The following is a 17,757-nucleotide window of genomic DNA, read 5'->3' as shown; positions in this document are numbered from 1 at the left end:
AATAAACGTTATATTATAGGAAAATATAATATTGTCTATCCATTTATCGAATAAGATTGAAAGGTGGTTATATATTGACTGGTTTTATCATGAAATTAATTATATGTCCAATAGTAGTTATTATTTCAGATGCATTGCTTAATAGTGTTAATTATGCAAGTATTTATCAGTCTATTGGTGTTGGTATAGTTCTTGCAGTATTTGCACATATGATGGAAGTATTAATATTACGTGAAGGAACTTTCTGGATAAGTACTATAGCTGATTTTATCGCTGCCTTGGGTGTTGTGTATTTAAGCCAGTTCGTACTTTATGGTGCAGTAGTCACATTTGCCGGTGCGTTAATTACTTCTCTTTTATTAGCTATCACAGAATATTTCCAGCACGTATTTTTAATCAATGCGGGAAAGACGAAGAAATCGGAGTAGTTTGTCCACTCAACAATTAGCGGTAACGTCAAAAGACGATGCCTAAGTTTGTTTTTGTCATCGTCTTTTGAAGGGAAAAACTTCGTTTATGAAGTTACCATTCTTCCTCCATTCACATGAATCATTTGTCCTGTAACATAGCCGGAATCATCCGAAGCCAGAAATACATAAGCAGGTGCAAGTTCAAAGGGCTGTGCAGCACGCTTCATAGGATTATCGGCTCCAAAATTCTTAACCCTTTCTGCAGAGAAACTCGATGGAATAAGGGGTGTCCAGACAGGCCCGGGAGCTACAGCATTAACACGGATTCCTTTATCAACAAGAGATTTTGACAGGGATCGTGTAAAGGTTACAATCGCACCTTTAGTAGAAGAATAATCTATCAATGTTTTTTCTCCTTCATACGCAGTAATAGAGGAAGTATTGATAATAGAGCTTCCGCATTGAAGATATGGAAGTGCTGCTTTTGTCATATAGAAGAAAGAAAAAATATTGGTTTTAAAGGTGTCCTCTAACTGCTCACTTGTTATATCTAATATGCTGTTTTGAGGGAATTGAACTGCTGCATTATTAACAAGTATGTCAAGGTGCCCAAAAGTACGGATTGTTTTTTCTGCAGCTTCTTTGCAGAATGTTTCTATGCGAATATCACCTTCAATGGCAAGACAGCGTCTGCCGAATGATTCCACAGCAGCTTTTGTCTCTAAAGCATCAGAATGTTCATAAAGGTAGACAATCGCAACATCAGCTCCTTCCTTTGCAAAGGCAACTGCTGTTGCCCGTCCAATACCACTATCTCCGCCTGTAATAAGAGCTGCTTTATTAAAAAGTTTACCAGAGCCAGTGTAATAGGGATTATTATATATAGGTCTCGGAACCATAAGAGATTCTATTCCTGGCTGGCGGCTTTGGTGCTGTGGCGGAAAGGTGATGGGAACTCTTTCACATTTGGCTTCATATCCGAAATAGGGATATACTGGATACATAATATACATTTCTCCTTTACTAGATTTCATTATATTGTATTATTTATGAAAGAGAAACGTTCATTATCTAAAGTCTTATTTATCTACTAAGTTAAACTGATATTAATTATATAGGGATATAGGATGAAATGGCATTACAAGGAAAGAAGCTATATATATTTGCATTTGGATGTGGCATATGTATTAAGCAATTTATTTTTAAGTACTAAATCTATTGGTAGTAGAGTGTGTGCTATCTCAGCTTTTGATGGGGAGGTCCTTAAACTTGATGGCAAAGGATGATTTGCAATATATATTGCTACAGTAGGCAAGAAATAACCTAGAAAACGACACCGTCTCCATCTATACAATAGATGCATAGCAGGATACCATGCAGCGTTTCTTGACTGACAAAGGTGTGTGTAAGAAATAGTGCATGATGCTCCTGCTATTGGCTCTATAATAGGCAGCTTATATTGTTTAGGAGGCAATAGGATCTTTTACGGCTGCCGTGATAAGCTAAATAGGTTAGTTTCCATGAGGGAGTATCAGTCTGGGTATGATCTACGATAGATAGGTCTGCTCCCTACTCTGAATGGGATAACTCCAATTTTTACCGTAATTGTCATCCCAGTTATTTGCTTCATCTCTAAAACAGAAGTGAAGCATGGAGGGGCCGTTTGCTGTAAAGGCTTGCTCCCACCCTGTATCAGTTTTATTCATCCGCATATCAAATGTGTTTGCCCAATCTTGTTGAGTGTCCCCATAGTTTATATAGAGTCAAGGCATAAAATGTGCAAATGTGGAAATTAATAAGAAGGAGATTGGTGTTTCCTTGTTAGCTATTTGAGGATATTTCATAATTCAAAAATCAAGAATGTGGATAATTCCTACTGATATTTTTGAAATTGTGCAAAAAAAGGTTAGACTATCCTTACAATAGATAGTTATCCACAACTATATAGTTTTGAAATTAAGAAATATCATCTCCTGTTCCTTGATAATTAAAATACTAAGCTGCAATATTTTTTGATTGTTCTGCTTTTGTAATTCTTGTAGCAATAATTGCAATGCAGGCTAAATCCATGAATACTTTTGCTTTTTTTAGCCCTGCTACACGCAGATTGTTTAAAGCATAGTTTTCTTTTCCATCACCAAAAAAGCGTTCAACGGATGTTCTTTCATCATATAGATTGTCCCATGCTTCTGTTCCTCGTAATGGATAAGATATAAACCGTGGATTATCCTTAATTTTAACTTTGCCAATGTATCCTGATTTTGTACTCGTACACCAACTTGAACCCATAGGACAATTGGCTTTTCCGCAAGCGTGGGGACATAATAACCGAATGGTTCCATTATCATTTCCACCATTCACATACGGATAATTCATGGTGCAAACAAGTTGACCTTCCCAGTTAATGCCTTCAGGTGGAGTTTTCGTATTTCTCCAGTTAATTGGCATAATAGCTTGAGCACCAAATGATACAGCATGTTGATAGATAGATGGTATATCATAGCCTGTATCCATAATGTAGTAAGATGGTTTGAATAAGTCTTCATAATCTGCCTTAAGCTTATTCATTAGTGGTATTGCCATTACCATATCTGCAACATTTGCAGGGGTTATGATGTACCCTAATGGGATTCCGCTTGTTGTATCTACTACAGCATGCATCTTCCAACCAAACCATTTTATCATATTGCCATTGGTATCTTGCTTGGCACCCCAGTGAGGAAACTCTGGATTGTTTTCTGGTATTTTTGATTTTGGTACAGCATGCTCAAAGGCATCAATTTTCGATGCATCTATTGAGACATGGGAACCATTAATAAGTCCCAAGGTTTTGGCTCTACGAACCATTCTCTGAAAAGTTTTTTCAAGTACATCGGTTTTAGAGAGCTTTTCTATAAACCTAGAGAAAGTTGAAGCACTAGGCGTTTTGCCAATAGTATCAAACCCGCAGGTTACTCTTAAAACGGGGTCTGTTTTCAACCTTTTAACTAATGCTTTAATAGTAGGTATTTGATCTATTTGCATTGCAAGTAAAGCATTGAGCAAGCTGGTATACGCAAATCCTTTAGGACCACGTTTGCTGACATCAATTTTAAAAGTTTCAAGCATAATTGAATAATCAATAAATGTTAAAACAGCTTGTAATTTTGTTAATGGTTGAATTTCTATAATTTGCTCTAAAGTAAATAATGTTGTTTGCCGATTCATAATTCGTACAACGTTTACTCCTTTCTGTGGATTGTTTGGACGAATTATTTATCGGATTGGGGTAAACTATTTTTTATGCTTTTTTCTAACCTTGTGTTTTCAAGGATTAGAAATTATGAAATTAACTCATTTATTAGGCAGGTGATAAAATGAAGCATGTAAACGCATTGTTAATAAAATTTATTATGATAGCAGTTGCCCTTGAGGTTGTATTAATGCTGGTAACCGACTTATCCTTTGGTGCTATATTATACATCGCACTGGCGGTAACTCTTATCGCATATGTAATAGGAGATCTCCTTATACTGCCTGCATCCAATAATACTGTTGCCACCATAGCTGATGCAGGACTAGCTTTAGTAACGATTTTTATGTTTAACTACATTTTTAGAGGTGCTTATATCTCCTTTGCAGATGCGTTACTTGCAGCTGCAGTATTAGGAGTAGGTGAATGGATATTTCATAAATATGTTGCAAGAGCAGTTCTTCCGGAGAGACAGTGAAAAGGTGCTAAAAAAGGAAGCCTTTATTAAGAGTAAATTTTATGAAACATTAGGTTGATTTATCTATTAAAAGAAAAGTAGGGTGTTCCAAGCCCTACTTTTCTAATCCAATGAAAATCTACTAAGGGTATATAGATAGTTCTATTGAACCATGGTTGATGTCAAAAGAATACCATTTAATTGAATAGAATTACCATTTTAATTTAGATTATTTTAGTAGAAAGGAGATCCGTAATGAATCTGGAAGAGTATCCGATTGAGGCAGGAATATATATTTCAGAGTTAATAAAACGAAAAGCTGTATCCGATATAAGCTTAGATGATAAGATGTTCATAAATTATCTGAGCAGTTTAAGGCTTGATGAGTACTATATTAAGGATCTTAAAGATGATCTTTTAAGGGATAGAAAAGACCACAATCTATCGTAATCTATATAAATATCAGAAATTATTTCTAATGTTAAGGATTTATGGTAAAATAATGAATGAAAATTTAAAAGGTGCAAAATTAGATGCGAAGTGGTTGATGAATAAACTAAAGAGAATAACTTTCATAGCGTTAAAGAAGTATTTTATGCAGGATTGGACACAGCAGGATACCTATATATATCATCTAGAAATAGAATTTGGGAAAAAGAAGGGCAGTATGGATTGGAATAGGCAAAATAACAAAGATGTCAAACTGCCCATATCTGTATGAAATTGTAATCGCTGATAAAAAAATCATATTGATGAAAAAATATAAAAAGAAGTTGCTGTAAAATTAATTACAACAGTTTCTTTTGCACTTTTCTGTTGATTTTGAGCCTGATGTATTTACTGATTTTACTGCTGCTTATATTGTGGCTCTTGCTGGTTAATGTAATCTTGTCTATTTTTTAAAGTTTGAAGCACTCCATCTAATGTTTGTGCCATTTGCTGAAACTCCTTTTTTGCATTCTGGTCTTGAGTTTCCAGAGAAAAAGTTTTCATTGTTGCTGCGGCACTTTGTACTCCTGCAATCGCTTGCTGCATTTGAGTTCCTACTGTCATATTATCACCTCCCTTCAAAAAAGCTTTCTTTAAAAGTACTTAGCCCTTTGGTCTGGCTAACAAGGCTGCCATAAAAGCAAAAATGATTGCAGCCGAAATACCTGCGCTGGTGACTTCAAATATGCCGGTAAGTACACCTACAATCCCGGACTTTTGTGCTTCTTGCAGTGCACCTTTTACCAGTGAGTTCCCAAAGCTGCTGATGGGCACGGACGCTCCTGCCCCGGCAAACTTTATTAGAGGCTCATATAATCCAAGTCCACCCAATACAGCACCTACAACTACCAATGAACTGGTCATATGTGCGGGTGTAAGTTTAAACACATCCATCAATATTTGTCCCACAACACAAATACCGCCACCTACTATAAAAGCCCAAATAAATTTTTCCATTATCCATTCCTCCTATTACATTTCTATAGATACGGCATGAGCAATGCAGGGGATGCTCTCCTTTTGCTGATAGGAAAGAGGCGACATTAGTGCCCCTGTTGCGACGATCAAAATTTTCTTTAGCTCACCCTTTTTCATACGGTTTAAAAAATGCCCATAGGTAACTGTAGCACTGCACCCGCATCCACTGCCTCCGGCCATCACGGGCTGTTCTTTTTTATAGATTAAAATACCGCAATCAGTTAGAATTTTATTTTTAATTTTGATACCATGGTCGGCTAATAAATCCGCAGCAATATGATGTCCGACTCTTCCTAAGTCGCCTGTCGCAATAATATCATAATAAGACGAGGCTCTATTTAAATCCCTGAAATGAGCCTCAATAGTATCTACTGCTGCAGGAGCCATGGCACCTCCCATATTAAAGGGGTCAGATAATCCCATATCGATGACGCGTCCAATGGTAGCGGATGTAACTCTAGGTCCTTCACCTTGCCGTGTTAGCAGTCCCGCTCCTGCTCCGGTCACTGTCCACTGGGCAGTTGGGGGTTTTTGCCCTCCATATTCGGTAGGATATCTGAACTGCTTTTCAGCTGCCGCATTATGACTGGAGGCTGCCGCTATAACATTATCACCAAATCCGCTATCTATAATGAGGGAGGCGAGGGCTAGTCCTTCCATAGCACTGGAGCAGGCTCCAAAAAGTCCTAAGTAGGGAGCACCTAAAGTGCGTGCGGCAAAACTGCTGGAAATAATCTGGTTCATCAGGTCTCCACTCAGAAAAAACTGTATGTCTTCTTTTTTCTTTCCTACTTTATGGATAGCTGTTTCACAAGCTTCTTCCAATAGTTTCTTTTCAGCTTTCTCATAGCTATCTTGCCCTAACCATATATCATCATGTAGTTTATCAAAATCACCAGCTAATGGTCCTTTTGCCTCAAAAGGCCCGCCTACAGCTGCACTGGAAGCGATAACAGGCTTAGATTCAAATACCCATGTTTGATGGCCCTGTATCATTTACATTCCCCCTAATGCCTTAATGATTATTTTTATTAAAGCAACTACAAAGGCAGAAAAAACGCCATAAACGATAACCGAGCCGGATAATTTAAACATATTGCCTCCTACGCCTAATACATATCCTTCACTTCGGTGTTCAATAGCAGCAGATGCCATTGTGTTGGCGAACCCTGTTACGGGTACGGCAGTACCTGCACCTGCCCACTGCCCGATATGGTCGTATACACCAAGACTGGTAAGTATTACTGAAATAATGATTAAAACTGCAACTGTAGGATTGCCTGCTGTCGTTTCAGTAAAGTTAAAATACTTTATAAACATCATCTGTAAGGCTTGCCCAATGGTACAAACAATGCCTCCTACAAAAAAAGCTTTGATACAGTTTGTTACAACAGGACGTTTTGGTTCTCTAGCCTGTGCAAATGCTTGGTACTGCTGCTGCGTTGGCGTTAGCTTTTTGTTTTTTTTACTGGACATTTTATCACCTTCTATCGTAATAAATATGGTTCTAAGCTTTCTATAACCATTTTAAGCTTATCCGCATCTTGCGAATACATCATCTTTGCATATTTATTTTCTGTTTCTAATGAAAAGGTTATCAAATCTGCTTGAGCTTTTTCAAGATTTGCATAGAGCATTTCTTTTACTTTAGGCTGGGGCAGTTGTATAGCATCATCAAAGAGATCCACATATAAATCCCCAGATGAATCAACTTGTCCTATAAATACATTATCTAGTGACAAACCCATATTTTCTAACTGCATATTCAGCCACTGCTGGTTTAGCCCTAGGTTTGCAAGAGGCTCGTTTAGTATGTTTCCATCTAATATAACTGTTTGCGGTTCGGATTGCGGTGCTACTTTTCTTCCTAAGTCATAAGATGTAACTGGTTTTTTATCTGATTTTAATAGAACATTTATATCACCGGTAGTCTCCATGATGGCAAATTCAACATCAGCCAAATTAAATACATTCTTTGTTCTAAGCTCTCTTAGAAGTTCTTCACCTGTAAGTCTTACTTGTGATAGGTTTTCTTCCATAACCTTTCCTTGCTTTATTAAAATGGTTTCCTTGCCGTTTATTACATCATGAAATAATTTGCTCTTTAGAGATAGGTAGTCTAAAGCCAAAGACAGAATAATCCATACACCTAAAGCAATAAATCCAAACGCCAGATTTGCAATCATCTTCACAGAAATGAGAGCAGTAATGAGGGCAATAACCGTGTAGTTAACGAACTGAAAAGGAGTCATTTTTGAGGGATGCTTTTTTCCTATTATCCTTATAAAAATTAATGCTGCAAAAAATAATGCAGCAGATCTTAGCAATATATCTAGCCAGTCTTTCATATATAACTCTCCTTACTTAGAAGCCTTTGTATTGTGGCTCTTGGTATTCAAGTGTTTGTACTCTTTTTTCTAAATCTCTTATAATATCGCCTGTTTTATCTATTGCATCTTCATATGCAAGCCTAGTCTCATCACTCTGTGTTTGTGCTGCATAAATTTTCAATGTGCTTTGTGCTCCTTTTATAGAAGCTAATGTTTGTTTTACTTGAGAACTAACTGTCATAATGAATTCCTCCCTTTTCAATGAATTCAATATATATTTTTACAATAAATCGAAGGTTAATTCATAAAATACAATAATGGGAATATGTGTCATTATATGGATTATTTTACACTGAAGCCATGCGGATTTCAAAATTTAATGATTTGCTTTTTTGTATCAAATTTTTATACTGCTGAATAAATTGAAGTATTAAGTTTTTTATCGCTATTTTAATTGGGGAAACTGTGTGTTGTGATTGCTTGTGCAATTACTTACGTTATTATAAAAAGTAATTAGTATTGGTAGGAATAGAGAAAATGCAAATAAGAAAGCGGCTTTTGCATAACAAAAATGATTCTGTCAGCTTGCCGCTCTTAAATTTGTTTTAAGGAAGGTAGGGCTTTGGTTTACAAAAACAGATGATTCTATTTTTAACGGTTAGGATTGGTAATATCCTGAATCAAGCGATTGAATCTATTGTTCAATTCATTCATAACATTGTTGTTAGTATTATCACTAACATTATTGCCAGCGCCGTTTGCTATATCAGTTGTTAGTTGGTTAATCCGCGTATTCATATCAGCAGTATCACTAACAATGATATTCGTAATGTTTGGATCGATTTGTTTTACTCTGTTGGAAATCGTATTCCTCATAGTATTTCGATCCATTGTTGCTCCAGTAGGTGTGTATCCTACGATAACGGTGTTTCCATTGACGATAACACTATCTGGAGTAGTACCAATTGTATTTGTTAACTGATTCCGAATATTATCAGCTTTTTGTCTATCAAATCCTGTTTGGGGTGTTTGGTTACCAGTGTTATTATTACGTATGCCCATATTATTTACATCAGGATTTCTAAGATCATTAAGTCCTACATTTCCAGGTTTATTTAAAGTATTATTATCTGTGCCTAAATTATTACCAATGCCGCGGCCTGGATTTACATTAGTTCCCGGATTATTTCCACCCGGAAAGCCTTGTCTTTGACCTGCCGGATCATTTTGATTTGGCTGTTGTACATTTCTACGAGCAGCACATCCTATTATCAAAAAAGCCAGCAAGCAAATAGCTAGTGATAACATCATTATTTTACGATATGTTTTTTGCATTTACAATCACCTCCAGAATTATTTTTCTCACATTAAGCTATTTTATTGCAGTCAAATTTTTCGTGTTATGAAAAATAAATGCAAAATATAATCACCGAAGAAAGTGCAGAATAACTTTATGTCTACTAATAAAGGGGTTGTTGAAATGAAAATTACAGAAAAGCTTAATCAAAACGAAACGGAAAAGTATCATTCCCGCTAAGTCATCAGTAATGGAAAAATCCGCATTTATCACCGAATTATGTAGATTATAAAATAATGTTACTTAGTTCGTAAATTCATAAACAATATAAAAAAGACTAATAATATTTTGGGGTGATACAAAATGATTTATATATAACTGTTATGGAGGAACACATTCCTCTTCACTTGCATCGGCTGTTCATTTGAAGAAGCTTCCTTTTGATAGAATACCGACAAAAGAGGAGATACTAAATACGGATTATTTTAATAGACTTGAGTATAAAGATATGGGAAAAATATTATTTCGAGGAATTGATGAGGAAGGAAACAAGGTGTTTAGTGTGGGGAGAGGGACATCAAGAGTATTAATACCATGCTTGAAGAATTTGATAACAATTCTTCATAATGAATGCGGGATGAATGAAAAGATCATATTTTGAAATATGTCTCCTACAGTCCCTTTTGTAATGACAATAGGAGGATTCTTATCCAGGGGGCTTGGGATAGACTATGCAGGAGTTCCTCTTTTGGTAGTAGGAGTCCAACAGGCTTATAAGAAAGTAATAGAGATTGTTAACCACACTAAAGCAGCTTCCAAAACGCTAAATGAATGTGTGCTTGTACTTTCGTACAATAAATTATTAAAAAATCATTTCAATATTTGTTATGGTTCAATCGTATTTTTATTTAGATGCATAATACAAACGTTAAGTAATTATATCGTTGACAAGGAGGAAAACCAATGAAAGTTGTAGTGACAGGTGCAGCAGGGAAGATAGGACGGTGGACTGTCAGAAGGCTGCTTGATGCAGGATATCAAGTTATAGGAACTGATAAAGTGTTAAGAGAAGAATCAGCAACCGAACATTTTGTTCAGGCTGACCTTCGTGATTATGGACAAGCTTGCCAGGTGATTATGGGAGCAGATGCCGTAATACATCTGGCTAATATCCCATCAGATATTAGAAATACACCCCAGGCTATCTTTGAAAATAATATGCTGGTTAACTTTAATGTTTTTGAGGCATGCAAAGATTGGGACATTCCAAAAATTGTGTGGGCATCCAGTGAGACAGTGATGGGATATCCTTTTACAGTAAATGAACTTCATTATGCTCCAATTGATGAGGAACATCCTGTAGCTGCAAGATCGTCGTATGCTATGGCAAAGCTGTTGACTGAACATTTGGCTGGGATGTACCATGACCTTGCCAAAAAACAGATTGTTGCACTGCGTTTTGCGAATATATATGAACCTGATGAATATGTCAATATTACAACGCACTGGACTGAAGCAGAAAAGGATAAACAGAAGAAAAATTTGTGGGCATACTGCGACGTGCGTGATGCAGCTAACGCCTGCCTTTTAGCATTGGAAAAGGATAGCTTAGGCTCATCAGTTTTTCATATAACTGCTGCAGATACGATTCTGCCGGATCCAAGTGAAGAACTTGTCCGCAGGTTTTTTCCAGCCGTTCCATTTAAGCGTCAACTTCAAGGAAATGAAACATGTATGTCTATAGACAAGGCCCGTAATGTGCTGGGCTATACGCCTCAATATTCCTGGCGGAATGTACTGCATGAAGATGGTAACCCTAAAGCAATGCCTCAAGATTTATATGCATTAAGTAATGTTTGAAATTAAGAAAAGGTCATTTATTGCTTGTTATTTATTCTAATATAAATGTATAAAAGCAGGCTTGGATTTTTAAACATCAGAAAGATGCCGGCATTTATAAACAAGACGGGTATATTTCGATATAATACCGGCTTGTAAAACTTTTGTGCTGTTTGGTTCAACCAGAACCTCAAGACTAGTGGTCATATAGTTTTGACCATCTGAGCTAAGCTGGAATTTAACTAATACAGGCAAATCATAATTATTCTTTAAAAAAAATTTTGGAGTGGTTTTCCCCGATGACTTGTACCACCTTGTATGAAAGCTGCTATGGAGACTATCAGATGCAAGATATGGATTTTTATATCAATTGTCTACCCACGGGCGCCGCCAAGAGGTTGATGAATTATAACTTCACTGTTTGAACGGGGAATATTTTAGTATTAATATAAGGGTGAAGAGTAACAAAATCTTATATAAACACATATGCTGGTAATATACCGTAAAAGGGGGCGTTCCAATGCTTGACCATAAATCCGAAGTGTTATTTTGGACGGGTGTTATGAGAGACCATGCAATGTTTGAGATCAACGGTCTCGCTCCAAAAGAGCAGGCGTATATCCAATATGCTATGTACTATAGAGACTTCTTTCAACGAATGATGATAGAACTTGAAAGAGCGGCAGAGTATAAGTCGTTTTTACCAAATCTTTTGCAGGGGCTTTTATGTTTTATAGAATATAAAAGAACAATCCTAAAGGGTCTACTTGCTTGCCAGATACAAATCAATCTTCCACCCAGTTTGATAAATCATCAAATTAATGAGGCCCTAGAATTTCAGGTATTATTAACAATGCCGCAGCAATGTCTTTGCAATATGATGAATTTAGCAGGATATATTAAAATGTGGCTGGCAGACAGCATCGGCCATGCTGCCGGAATCGCAGCCTTTCTCGACCCAAGTGAGGAACTACTCCAAGAAGAGGCTCTTAAGTTTAAGATGACTTTTGGTAAACTTCAAACAAAAGCATCTGAGGTTGAAATGATGTTGGATAAAACAGGATCAAAGGATAGTTCGCTAAGGTTTCTGGCTAATGAAACTATTCTTTGGATGAATAAGTTTATAGACTATCTAGAAAAAGTACATGAACTAAGAAGTAACTGTGAGGCCTTGGGCTTTGGGACGCTATTACCGCTCATTCCCGATCATTTTATCCGTGAGCATAGATATTTTATTTCAAAAATCAAAGAATGTATCTCTTAAACTTGATGGATAAGGACGATTTGTAATATATATTGCCACAGTAGGCAAGAAGTAATGTGGAAAATTTCAAAGCTTTCCTATTTAGCCCTGCATTTACTTAACAAAAAGCAAATGTTAGATTGGTAGGAATTTAGAAAAATTATATAAAGTTATGCATTGTTTATATAAAGTCGAGGTATAAAATGTGCAAATATGCAAATAAATAAGAAGGAGATTGATATTCCTTGTTAGCTATTCATTAGGCAGGTGAGAGAATGAAACATATAAATGCGTTGTTAATAAAGTTTATGATGATAGCAGTTGCCCTTGAAGTTATATTAATGTTGGTAACCGACTTATCCTTTGGTGCTATATTATATATCGCACTGGCGGTAACTCTTATCGCATATGTGATAGGAGATCTCCTTATATTGCCTGCATCCAATAATACTGTTGCCACCATAGCTGATGCAGGACTAGCTTTAGTGACAATTTTTATGTTTAACTACGTTTTTAGAGGTGCTTATATCTCGTTTGCAGATGCATTACTTGCAGCTGCAGTATTAGGAGTAGGCGAATGGATATTTCACAAATATGTTGCAAGAGCAGTTTTCCCCGAGAGACAGTGAAAAGATGCTAAAAAAGGAAGCCTTCCTTAAGACTAAATTTTATGAAACATTAGGCTAATTTATCTATTATAAGAAAAGCAGGGTATTTACACCCTGCTTTTTTAAATGTCAAATCAGTATCCATGATTGACTACAGCTTTTAGTTTAAGAAGCTTAAATAAATTGAAGTGACATCTTAAATAGATCATTATTCAAATTTTATCACGCTCTTACAAGATTTACAAAAATAAATACTATAAAAAGTAGCAAAATAAATAAGGAACTATTTGAAAGTACAGGAGTGGAGAGATTTGGATATTGAAGACATAAAAGTTTATCAGAGTCCTAATGTTTTTAGCCTTAAACATCCGGTAGTAAAATTGAAAGTTAGACTTGGTGAACTTGCAGATGTTCCTACCAATAAGATTAGTGGACTAAATAATAGTATTATAGAACTCTTTCCGGGGCTCGAAGAACATAGATGTTCAACCGGATATGTCGGAGGGTTTTTAGATAGACTAGCAGAGGGTACGTATCTGGCTCACGTCGCTGAGCACTTATGTTTAGAAGTACAGAAGGTTTTAGGATATGATATTAAATATGGTAAAGCACGACAAATAAGCGATGATCTTTATAACATTATTTATACATGTGGACATCCGATGGTTGGAAAGGCATGTGGAATCTTTATCGTAAATAGTTTAAACCAACTTATTCAGGGAAATCACCTGGAATTTGAAAATGAATTTAAAAAGCTTAAAAATCTATGTGTTAAGTATGATTATGGAGCAAGTACAAGCGCTATTGTGACGGAAGCAAAAAAGAGGGGCATACCTGTTAGTGAAATATCCGATAGCGGTATGATACGGTTAGGCTATGGCAAATATCAAAAATATATTTCAGCAACTCTTTACGAAGGTACAAGCAGTATTGCTGTAGATATAGCTTGTGATAAAGCCCTTACAAAAGCACTGTTAGAAGAAGTATCTATTCCGGTGCCAAGCGGACAAGTATGTACCAGTGCCAAAGAGGCAGCTCTAGAGGTCGAAAAACTAGGGTATCCTGTTGTAGTGAAGCCAAAGAGTGGAAATCAGGGGAAACAGGTATTTACCAATATCAATAATGTCGATGAGTTAAAATCAGCTTTTATGAAAGTAAAAGCTTATGACGAAGAAGTAATGGTTGAGAAATATGTTGTAGGAAGGGACTATCGAATACTAGTCGTTAATGGAAAAATGGTTGCAGTAGCAGAAAGGGTCCCTGCCCATGTGATAGGGGACGGTATTCATACGGTAAAAGAACTCATAGATAAGGAAAACGGCAATATATTACGTGGGGAAGATCATGAAAAACCTCTCACAAAGATAAAACTTGACGAACAAACAGATAGTATCCTTTCAAAGCAGGGGCTTCACCTGCCGGATATTGCTTCACCGGGGCAAGTTATATGGCTTCGTGCGAATGGAAACCTGAGTACAGGGGGAACTGCGGTGGACTGTACAGATATTGTGCATGTAAAAAATAAAGAGATGGCCGAACTTGCAGCTAAAACCATAGGTTTGGATATTGCCGGGATAGATATGGTTATTCCTGATATAACAAGACCTGTATCAGAAGGTTATGGGGCAATCGTTGAAGTGAACGCTGCACCGGGTATACGGATGCATCTTGCTCCTACGAAAGGGGTAAAAAGAGATGTAGCATCATCGATCCTTGATATGATATACCCTGAGGGCAGTCCGCATACTATACCGATTGTCTCGATTACCGGAACAAATGGTAAGACTACCACGACACGTATGATTAGTTATATTTTCAAGCAGGCAGGTAAGGTTGTCGGAACTACGACAACCCATGGTATCTATATTCATGATAAGTGTATTGAAGAAGGAGATACAACAGGCCCGAGGAGTGCAAAAAGAGTATTAAACAATAGAGAAATCGAGGTTGCAGTATTGGAAACAGCACGGGGTGGGATGGTGAGAGAAGGACTTGCCTATGAAAAGGCTGACGTAGCTGTATTTACAAACTTGTCGGAAGATCACCTTGGGATTGATGAGGTTGATACCATGGAAGACCTTCTTCACGTAAAATCTCTTGTAATCGAGGCTGTAAAAGAAAATGGGGCATGCGTATTAAATGCTGATGATCCATGGGTGATGATGGCAAAAGAAAGAACACGCGGCAGAGTTTTATTGTATTCAATCGATTGGAATAATCCTTATATTATCAACCATATAAAAGCAAAAGAGCGTGCCATATATAAAAAAGATAACAGCTTATATGTTAGTGATAAAGGGGTTACATTCAAGTTAATGGACATTGATGAAATTCCTGCGACATTAAAGGGTAACCTAAAGCATAATATCTATAATAGCATGGCGGCTGCCGGAGCTTGTTATGCACTGGGAGTACCGATGGGCATGATAAAAGACTCATTAAGCAGATTTACATGCGATGCCAACGTAAACCCGGGCCGATTTAATGTCTTTGATTTAGGGCAGATAAAGGTCGTTTTAGATTATGGACATAATATAGATGGATATCATGTTACTATTGAAGGGCTAAGAAGTCTCAGTCCTTCACGGTTAATAGGCATCATTGGTGTACCCGGTGACCGGAGGGATGCTGATATAAAAAATATAGGGCGATTATCAGGAAACTCTTTCGACTATATCATTATAAAAGAAGATGATGATCTTAGAGGTAGAAAGAGCCTGGAAGCGGCAAATATCTTATTGGAAGGAATATTAGAAGCCGGGATGCCTAGAGAACTTACTACCATTATACCGCAAGAAAGGCTGGCGTTAGAGCAGGCAATCAGACAGGCACAAAGCGGGGATGTTATCGTAATGTTCTTTGAGAAGATGGAGCCGCTTGTTAAGTTGCTTGAAAGTTATAAAAGTAGAACAGTAGATAACTCTAGTATAGATAAGATTCCCGTATTGGTTTAGAATATAGAACAAACATCAGAAAGCGGCTATTGGATAATAATAAATATCAAAAAAGCCGCTTTCTTATTTTATCGGCTCCCAAGTCCAATCAACCAATTTTTTACTTACGTGATTCCAAACTTTCTGGTTAATAAAATAATCTTCTTTTCCTTGTTCAGTATAGGTTTTCAACTCATTATCATCAATTTCTATTTCATCTGTACAAATTGGGCCGGCATAGGTACCGTTGTTAACGGATGCGTAGACTTTTATCTTCATGATAAATATCTCCTTTTATTTATTAATATTCCCACATAATTTTTGCACTAAAGAAAGAAAATATCCATGAAATACTAAAATATTATTAGCTTATAGTTAGTTCTACCCACTACGCATAACTTGGGCATAATTATGAATATTTTCTAAAAATATAAATATTGTTATAAGGAGAAGTGAATTATGTTGCAAGAAATAGCGCATTCGAGTCTGAGAATAATGATAGGATATTTTTTGCTTTTAACATTAACACGGTTTATGGGACGGAAAGTGATATCGCAAATGACTTTCTTTGACTTTGTAGTAGGAGTCATCGTCGGATCTGTAGCTGCCAATTTATCTGTAAACTCAGACAGGGCAGTAACTTCAGGGATTACGGTCTTAGTTGTACTTGCTATCGTCACAGTTGCATTAGATTATGCAGGAATTAAAAATTTCTTCATAAGAAAATTAACGAACTCGGAGCCTGTGGTAATCATTGAAAGTGGGAAGATTGTAGCTGAAAATATGAAAAAGACCCGGCTGCCTTTAGATAGTTTAATGATGCTGCTTCGGGAAAAGAATACTTTCAATATTGCAGATGTTGAATTTGCATTATTTGAAACCGATGGAAAATTATCTGTTGTGAAGAAATCACAGAAACAACCGGTCACACCGGCAGACTTAAATATTCCCACGGCATATGCAGGACTTACTAAAGACATAGTGATTGACGGAAAAATTATGCACGAGAATTTAAAAGATGCGAGATTAGATAGAAAGTGGTTAATGGATAAGCTGAAAGCAAATAACTTTCATACTATAGAAGAAGTATTTTATGCAGGACTGGACACATCAGGAAATCTATATATATCATCAAGGAATAGAATTAAAGAAAAAGAAGGGCAGTATGGAATGGAATAGTACACACTGAAAAGTGTAATGACTATTATGTAAATATCATTTATCATATGAATTTCTAAGGTATAGATAAGACATTCCAACTCCAAGGAAGTATGTAACATAAGTTCCAACAAGATTCCAATGGTTCCGATATCGTCCGTAGCCGAATAAGAGTAATATGCCCTCTATAGCGGTCAGCAACGCGCTTCCGAAAACAATCGTTAAGATGGGGCTCCAATCATAACAGCTCATAGCAAAATATAAAACAGAAGGATATATGGCAAATAAGCCAATATCAAGGAAGGTTTTATCGAGGACTCCGTATTTGAATGGCTATATATCCCAAAAAAATGTTATGCCGACTTCATCAATAATAAAGGCTATAGTAGCAGAAAAGGGTACTAGTGAGATTAATAAAGTAAAGAATATACCGATAGTCAGGACCCTCAGGAGACTAGGATAGCCGAATTAGAAGCAGAGCTTAGAGAAAAAAAGAAAAGAATCGCTGATTTGGAGATAACGAATGATATATTAAAAAAAGCTGCGGCAATCTTCGTGAAAGACAACCAGAAGTAGCCTATCATTTTATTAGGGAAAACAGCTCCGTATTTTCCTCATTGCAGTCGCAATAGGCTCTACAATATACAAAAGGAAAATAGTTTGTATTCTGTTAGGAAGAGAAAATTTAAGGCGACAACAAACTCCAATCATAAGCTTCCGGTGGCAGATAATCTCTTGGACGGATAAAACCGAGAGTCTAAAAGACACAAAATCACTTATTAG

The 17,757-nt window shown here is 36.6% G+C and carries 19 protein-coding genes and 2 pseudogenes; 11 read left to right on the top strand and 10 right to left on the bottom strand.

Annotation, left to right across the window (positions count from 1 at the left end):
* Window positions 1–74: 74 nt before the first annotated feature.
* Complete coding sequence (locus QKW49_RS04730; RefSeq protein WP_282866416.1) at window positions 75–428, top strand: DUF2512 family protein; 354 nt, start codon at window positions 75–77, stop codon at window positions 426–428.
* An 86-nt stretch (window positions 429–514) separates the two neighbouring features.
* Here the strand turns inward: QKW49_RS04730 and QKW49_RS04725 are convergent, their stop codons facing one another.
* A complete protein-coding gene (locus QKW49_RS04725) occupies window positions 515–1,414 on the bottom strand; it encodes an SDR family oxidoreductase (protein WP_282866415.1) in 900 nt (299 codons plus the stop codon).
* A 991-nt stretch (window positions 1,415–2,405) separates the two neighbouring features.
* Entirely contained in the window at window positions 2,406–3,617 is a 1,212-nt protein-coding gene (locus QKW49_RS04720) for a transposase (RefSeq protein ID WP_282863267.1), read from the bottom strand.
* 149 nt (window positions 3,618–3,766) lie between these two features.
* Here QKW49_RS04720 and QKW49_RS04715 point away from each other — a divergent pair, with 149 nt between their 5' ends.
* The 3 genes from QKW49_RS04715 (at window position 3,767) to QKW49_RS04705 (ending at window position 4,820) form a co-directional block, all read left to right on the top strand.
* Complete coding sequence (locus QKW49_RS04715; RefSeq protein WP_282866414.1) at window positions 3,767–4,120, top strand: DUF2512 family protein; 354 nt, start codon at window positions 3,767–3,769, stop codon at window positions 4,118–4,120.
* 234 nt (window positions 4,121–4,354) lie between these two features.
* Window positions 4,355–4,549 carry a hypothetical protein gene (locus QKW49_RS04710; protein WP_282866413.1) on the top strand — a complete coding sequence of 65 codons (195 nt, stop codon included), beginning with the start codon at window positions 4,355–4,357 and terminating at the stop codon, window positions 4,547–4,549.
* Window positions 4,550–4,601: 52 nt separating this feature from the next.
* Window positions 4,602–4,820, top strand: a complete 219-nt coding sequence (locus QKW49_RS04705; protein WP_282866412.1) for a hypothetical protein — start codon at window positions 4,602–4,604, stop codon at window positions 4,818–4,820.
* A gap of 125 nt (window positions 4,821–4,945) precedes the next feature.
* On the opposite strand, the gene QKW49_RS04700 is transcribed toward QKW49_RS04705, so the two are convergent.
* The 7 genes from QKW49_RS04700 to QKW49_RS04670 form a co-directional block, all read right to left on the bottom strand.
* Window positions 4,946–5,152 (bottom strand): DUF1657 domain-containing protein, encoded by a 207-nt coding sequence (locus tag QKW49_RS04700; protein WP_282866411.1) that lies wholly within the window; start codon window positions 5,150–5,152, stop codon window positions 4,946–4,948.
* Window positions 5,153–5,191: 39 nt separating this feature from the next.
* Window positions 5,192–5,545, bottom strand: a complete 354-nt coding sequence (gene spoVAE, locus QKW49_RS04695) for a stage V sporulation protein AE (protein ID WP_282866409.1) — start codon at window positions 5,543–5,545, stop codon at window positions 5,192–5,194.
* 15 nt (window positions 5,546–5,560) lie between these two features.
* A complete protein-coding gene (gene spoVAD / locus QKW49_RS04690) occupies window positions 5,561–6,562 on the bottom strand; it encodes a stage V sporulation protein AD (RefSeq protein WP_282866408.1) in 1,002 nt (333 codons plus the stop codon).
* Entirely contained in the window at window positions 6,563–7,042 is a 480-nt protein-coding gene (gene spoVAC / locus QKW49_RS04685; protein WP_282866407.1) for a stage V sporulation protein AC, read from the bottom strand. It lies immediately after the preceding gene.
* 11 nt (window positions 7,043–7,053) lie between these two features.
* Window positions 7,054–7,914, bottom strand: coding sequence for a DUF421 domain-containing protein (locus QKW49_RS04680; RefSeq protein ID WP_282866406.1), 861 nt, complete (start codon window positions 7,912–7,914; stop codon window positions 7,054–7,056).
* Between the two features lie 16 nt (window positions 7,915–7,930).
* Complete coding sequence (locus tag QKW49_RS04675) at window positions 7,931–8,137, bottom strand: DUF1657 domain-containing protein (RefSeq protein ID WP_282866405.1); 207 nt, start codon at window positions 8,135–8,137, stop codon at window positions 7,931–7,933.
* 410 nt (window positions 8,138–8,547) lie between these two features.
* Window positions 8,548–9,231 carry a YhcN/YlaJ family sporulation lipoprotein gene (locus tag QKW49_RS04670; protein WP_282866404.1) on the bottom strand — a complete coding sequence of 228 codons (684 nt, stop codon included), beginning with the start codon at window positions 9,229–9,231 and terminating at the stop codon, window positions 8,548–8,550.
* A 332-nt stretch (window positions 9,232–9,563) separates the two neighbouring features.
* Here QKW49_RS04670 and QKW49_RS04665 point away from each other — a divergent pair.
* The 5 genes and pseudogenes from QKW49_RS04665 to cphA all read left to right on the top strand — a co-directional run bounded on the left by QKW49_RS04665 (window position 9,564) and on the right by cphA (window position 15,837).
* A pseudogene (locus QKW49_RS04665) lies at window positions 9,564–10,160 on the top strand (DUF3189 family protein).
* Complete coding sequence (locus tag QKW49_RS04660) at window positions 10,157–11,053, top strand: NAD(P)-dependent oxidoreductase (protein WP_282866403.1); 897 nt, start codon at window positions 10,157–10,159, stop codon at window positions 11,051–11,053. The pseudogene QKW49_RS04665 and the gene QKW49_RS04660 overlap by 4 nt, the downstream one beginning before the upstream one ends.
* A 499-nt stretch (window positions 11,054–11,552) precedes the next feature.
* Window positions 11,553–12,296: a DUF2935 domain-containing protein gene (locus QKW49_RS04655; RefSeq protein WP_282866402.1), complete on the top strand. Its 744-nt coding sequence runs from the start codon at window positions 11,553–11,555 to the stop codon at window positions 12,294–12,296.
* A 254-nt stretch (window positions 12,297–12,550) separates the two neighbouring features.
* Window positions 12,551–12,904, top strand: coding sequence for a DUF2512 family protein (locus QKW49_RS04650; RefSeq protein ID WP_282866401.1), 354 nt, complete (start codon window positions 12,551–12,553; stop codon window positions 12,902–12,904).
* A gap of 290 nt (window positions 12,905–13,194) precedes the next feature.
* The gene (gene cphA / locus QKW49_RS04645; RefSeq protein ID WP_282866400.1) at window positions 13,195–15,837 is read left to right on the top strand and encodes a cyanophycin synthetase; all 2,643 of its coding nucleotides are present in this window, start codon (window positions 13,195–13,197) and stop codon (window positions 15,835–15,837) included.
* 63 nt (window positions 15,838–15,900) lie between these two features.
* Here the strand turns inward: cphA and QKW49_RS04640 are convergent, their stop codons facing one another.
* On the bottom strand, window positions 15,901–16,095 hold the full coding sequence (locus QKW49_RS04640) for a hypothetical protein (RefSeq protein WP_282866399.1): 195 nt from the start codon (window positions 16,093–16,095) through the stop codon (window positions 15,901–15,903).
* A 180-nt stretch (window positions 16,096–16,275) separates the two neighbouring features.
* Between QKW49_RS04640 and QKW49_RS04635 the strand changes: the two genes are divergently transcribed.
* Together QKW49_RS04635 and QKW49_RS04630 are read left to right on the top strand one after the other, a co-directional pair.
* Window positions 16,276–16,995, top strand: coding sequence for a DUF421 domain-containing protein (locus QKW49_RS04635; RefSeq protein ID WP_282866398.1), 720 nt, complete (start codon window positions 16,276–16,278; stop codon window positions 16,993–16,995).
* A gap of 603 nt (window positions 16,996–17,598) precedes the next feature.
* Window positions 17,599–17,715, top strand: a pseudogene (locus QKW49_RS04630) (IS3 family transposase); the annotation flags it as partial.
* Window positions 17,716–17,757: the final 42 nt, after the last annotated feature.

Origin of the sequence: Petroclostridium sp. X23, from assembly GCF_030013905.1 — a bacterium.
In the GTDB taxonomy this organism is placed as follows: domain Bacteria; phylum Bacillota; class Clostridia; order SK-Y3; family SK-Y3; genus X23.
This window is presented reverse-complemented; position numbering and strand designations above follow the sequence as displayed.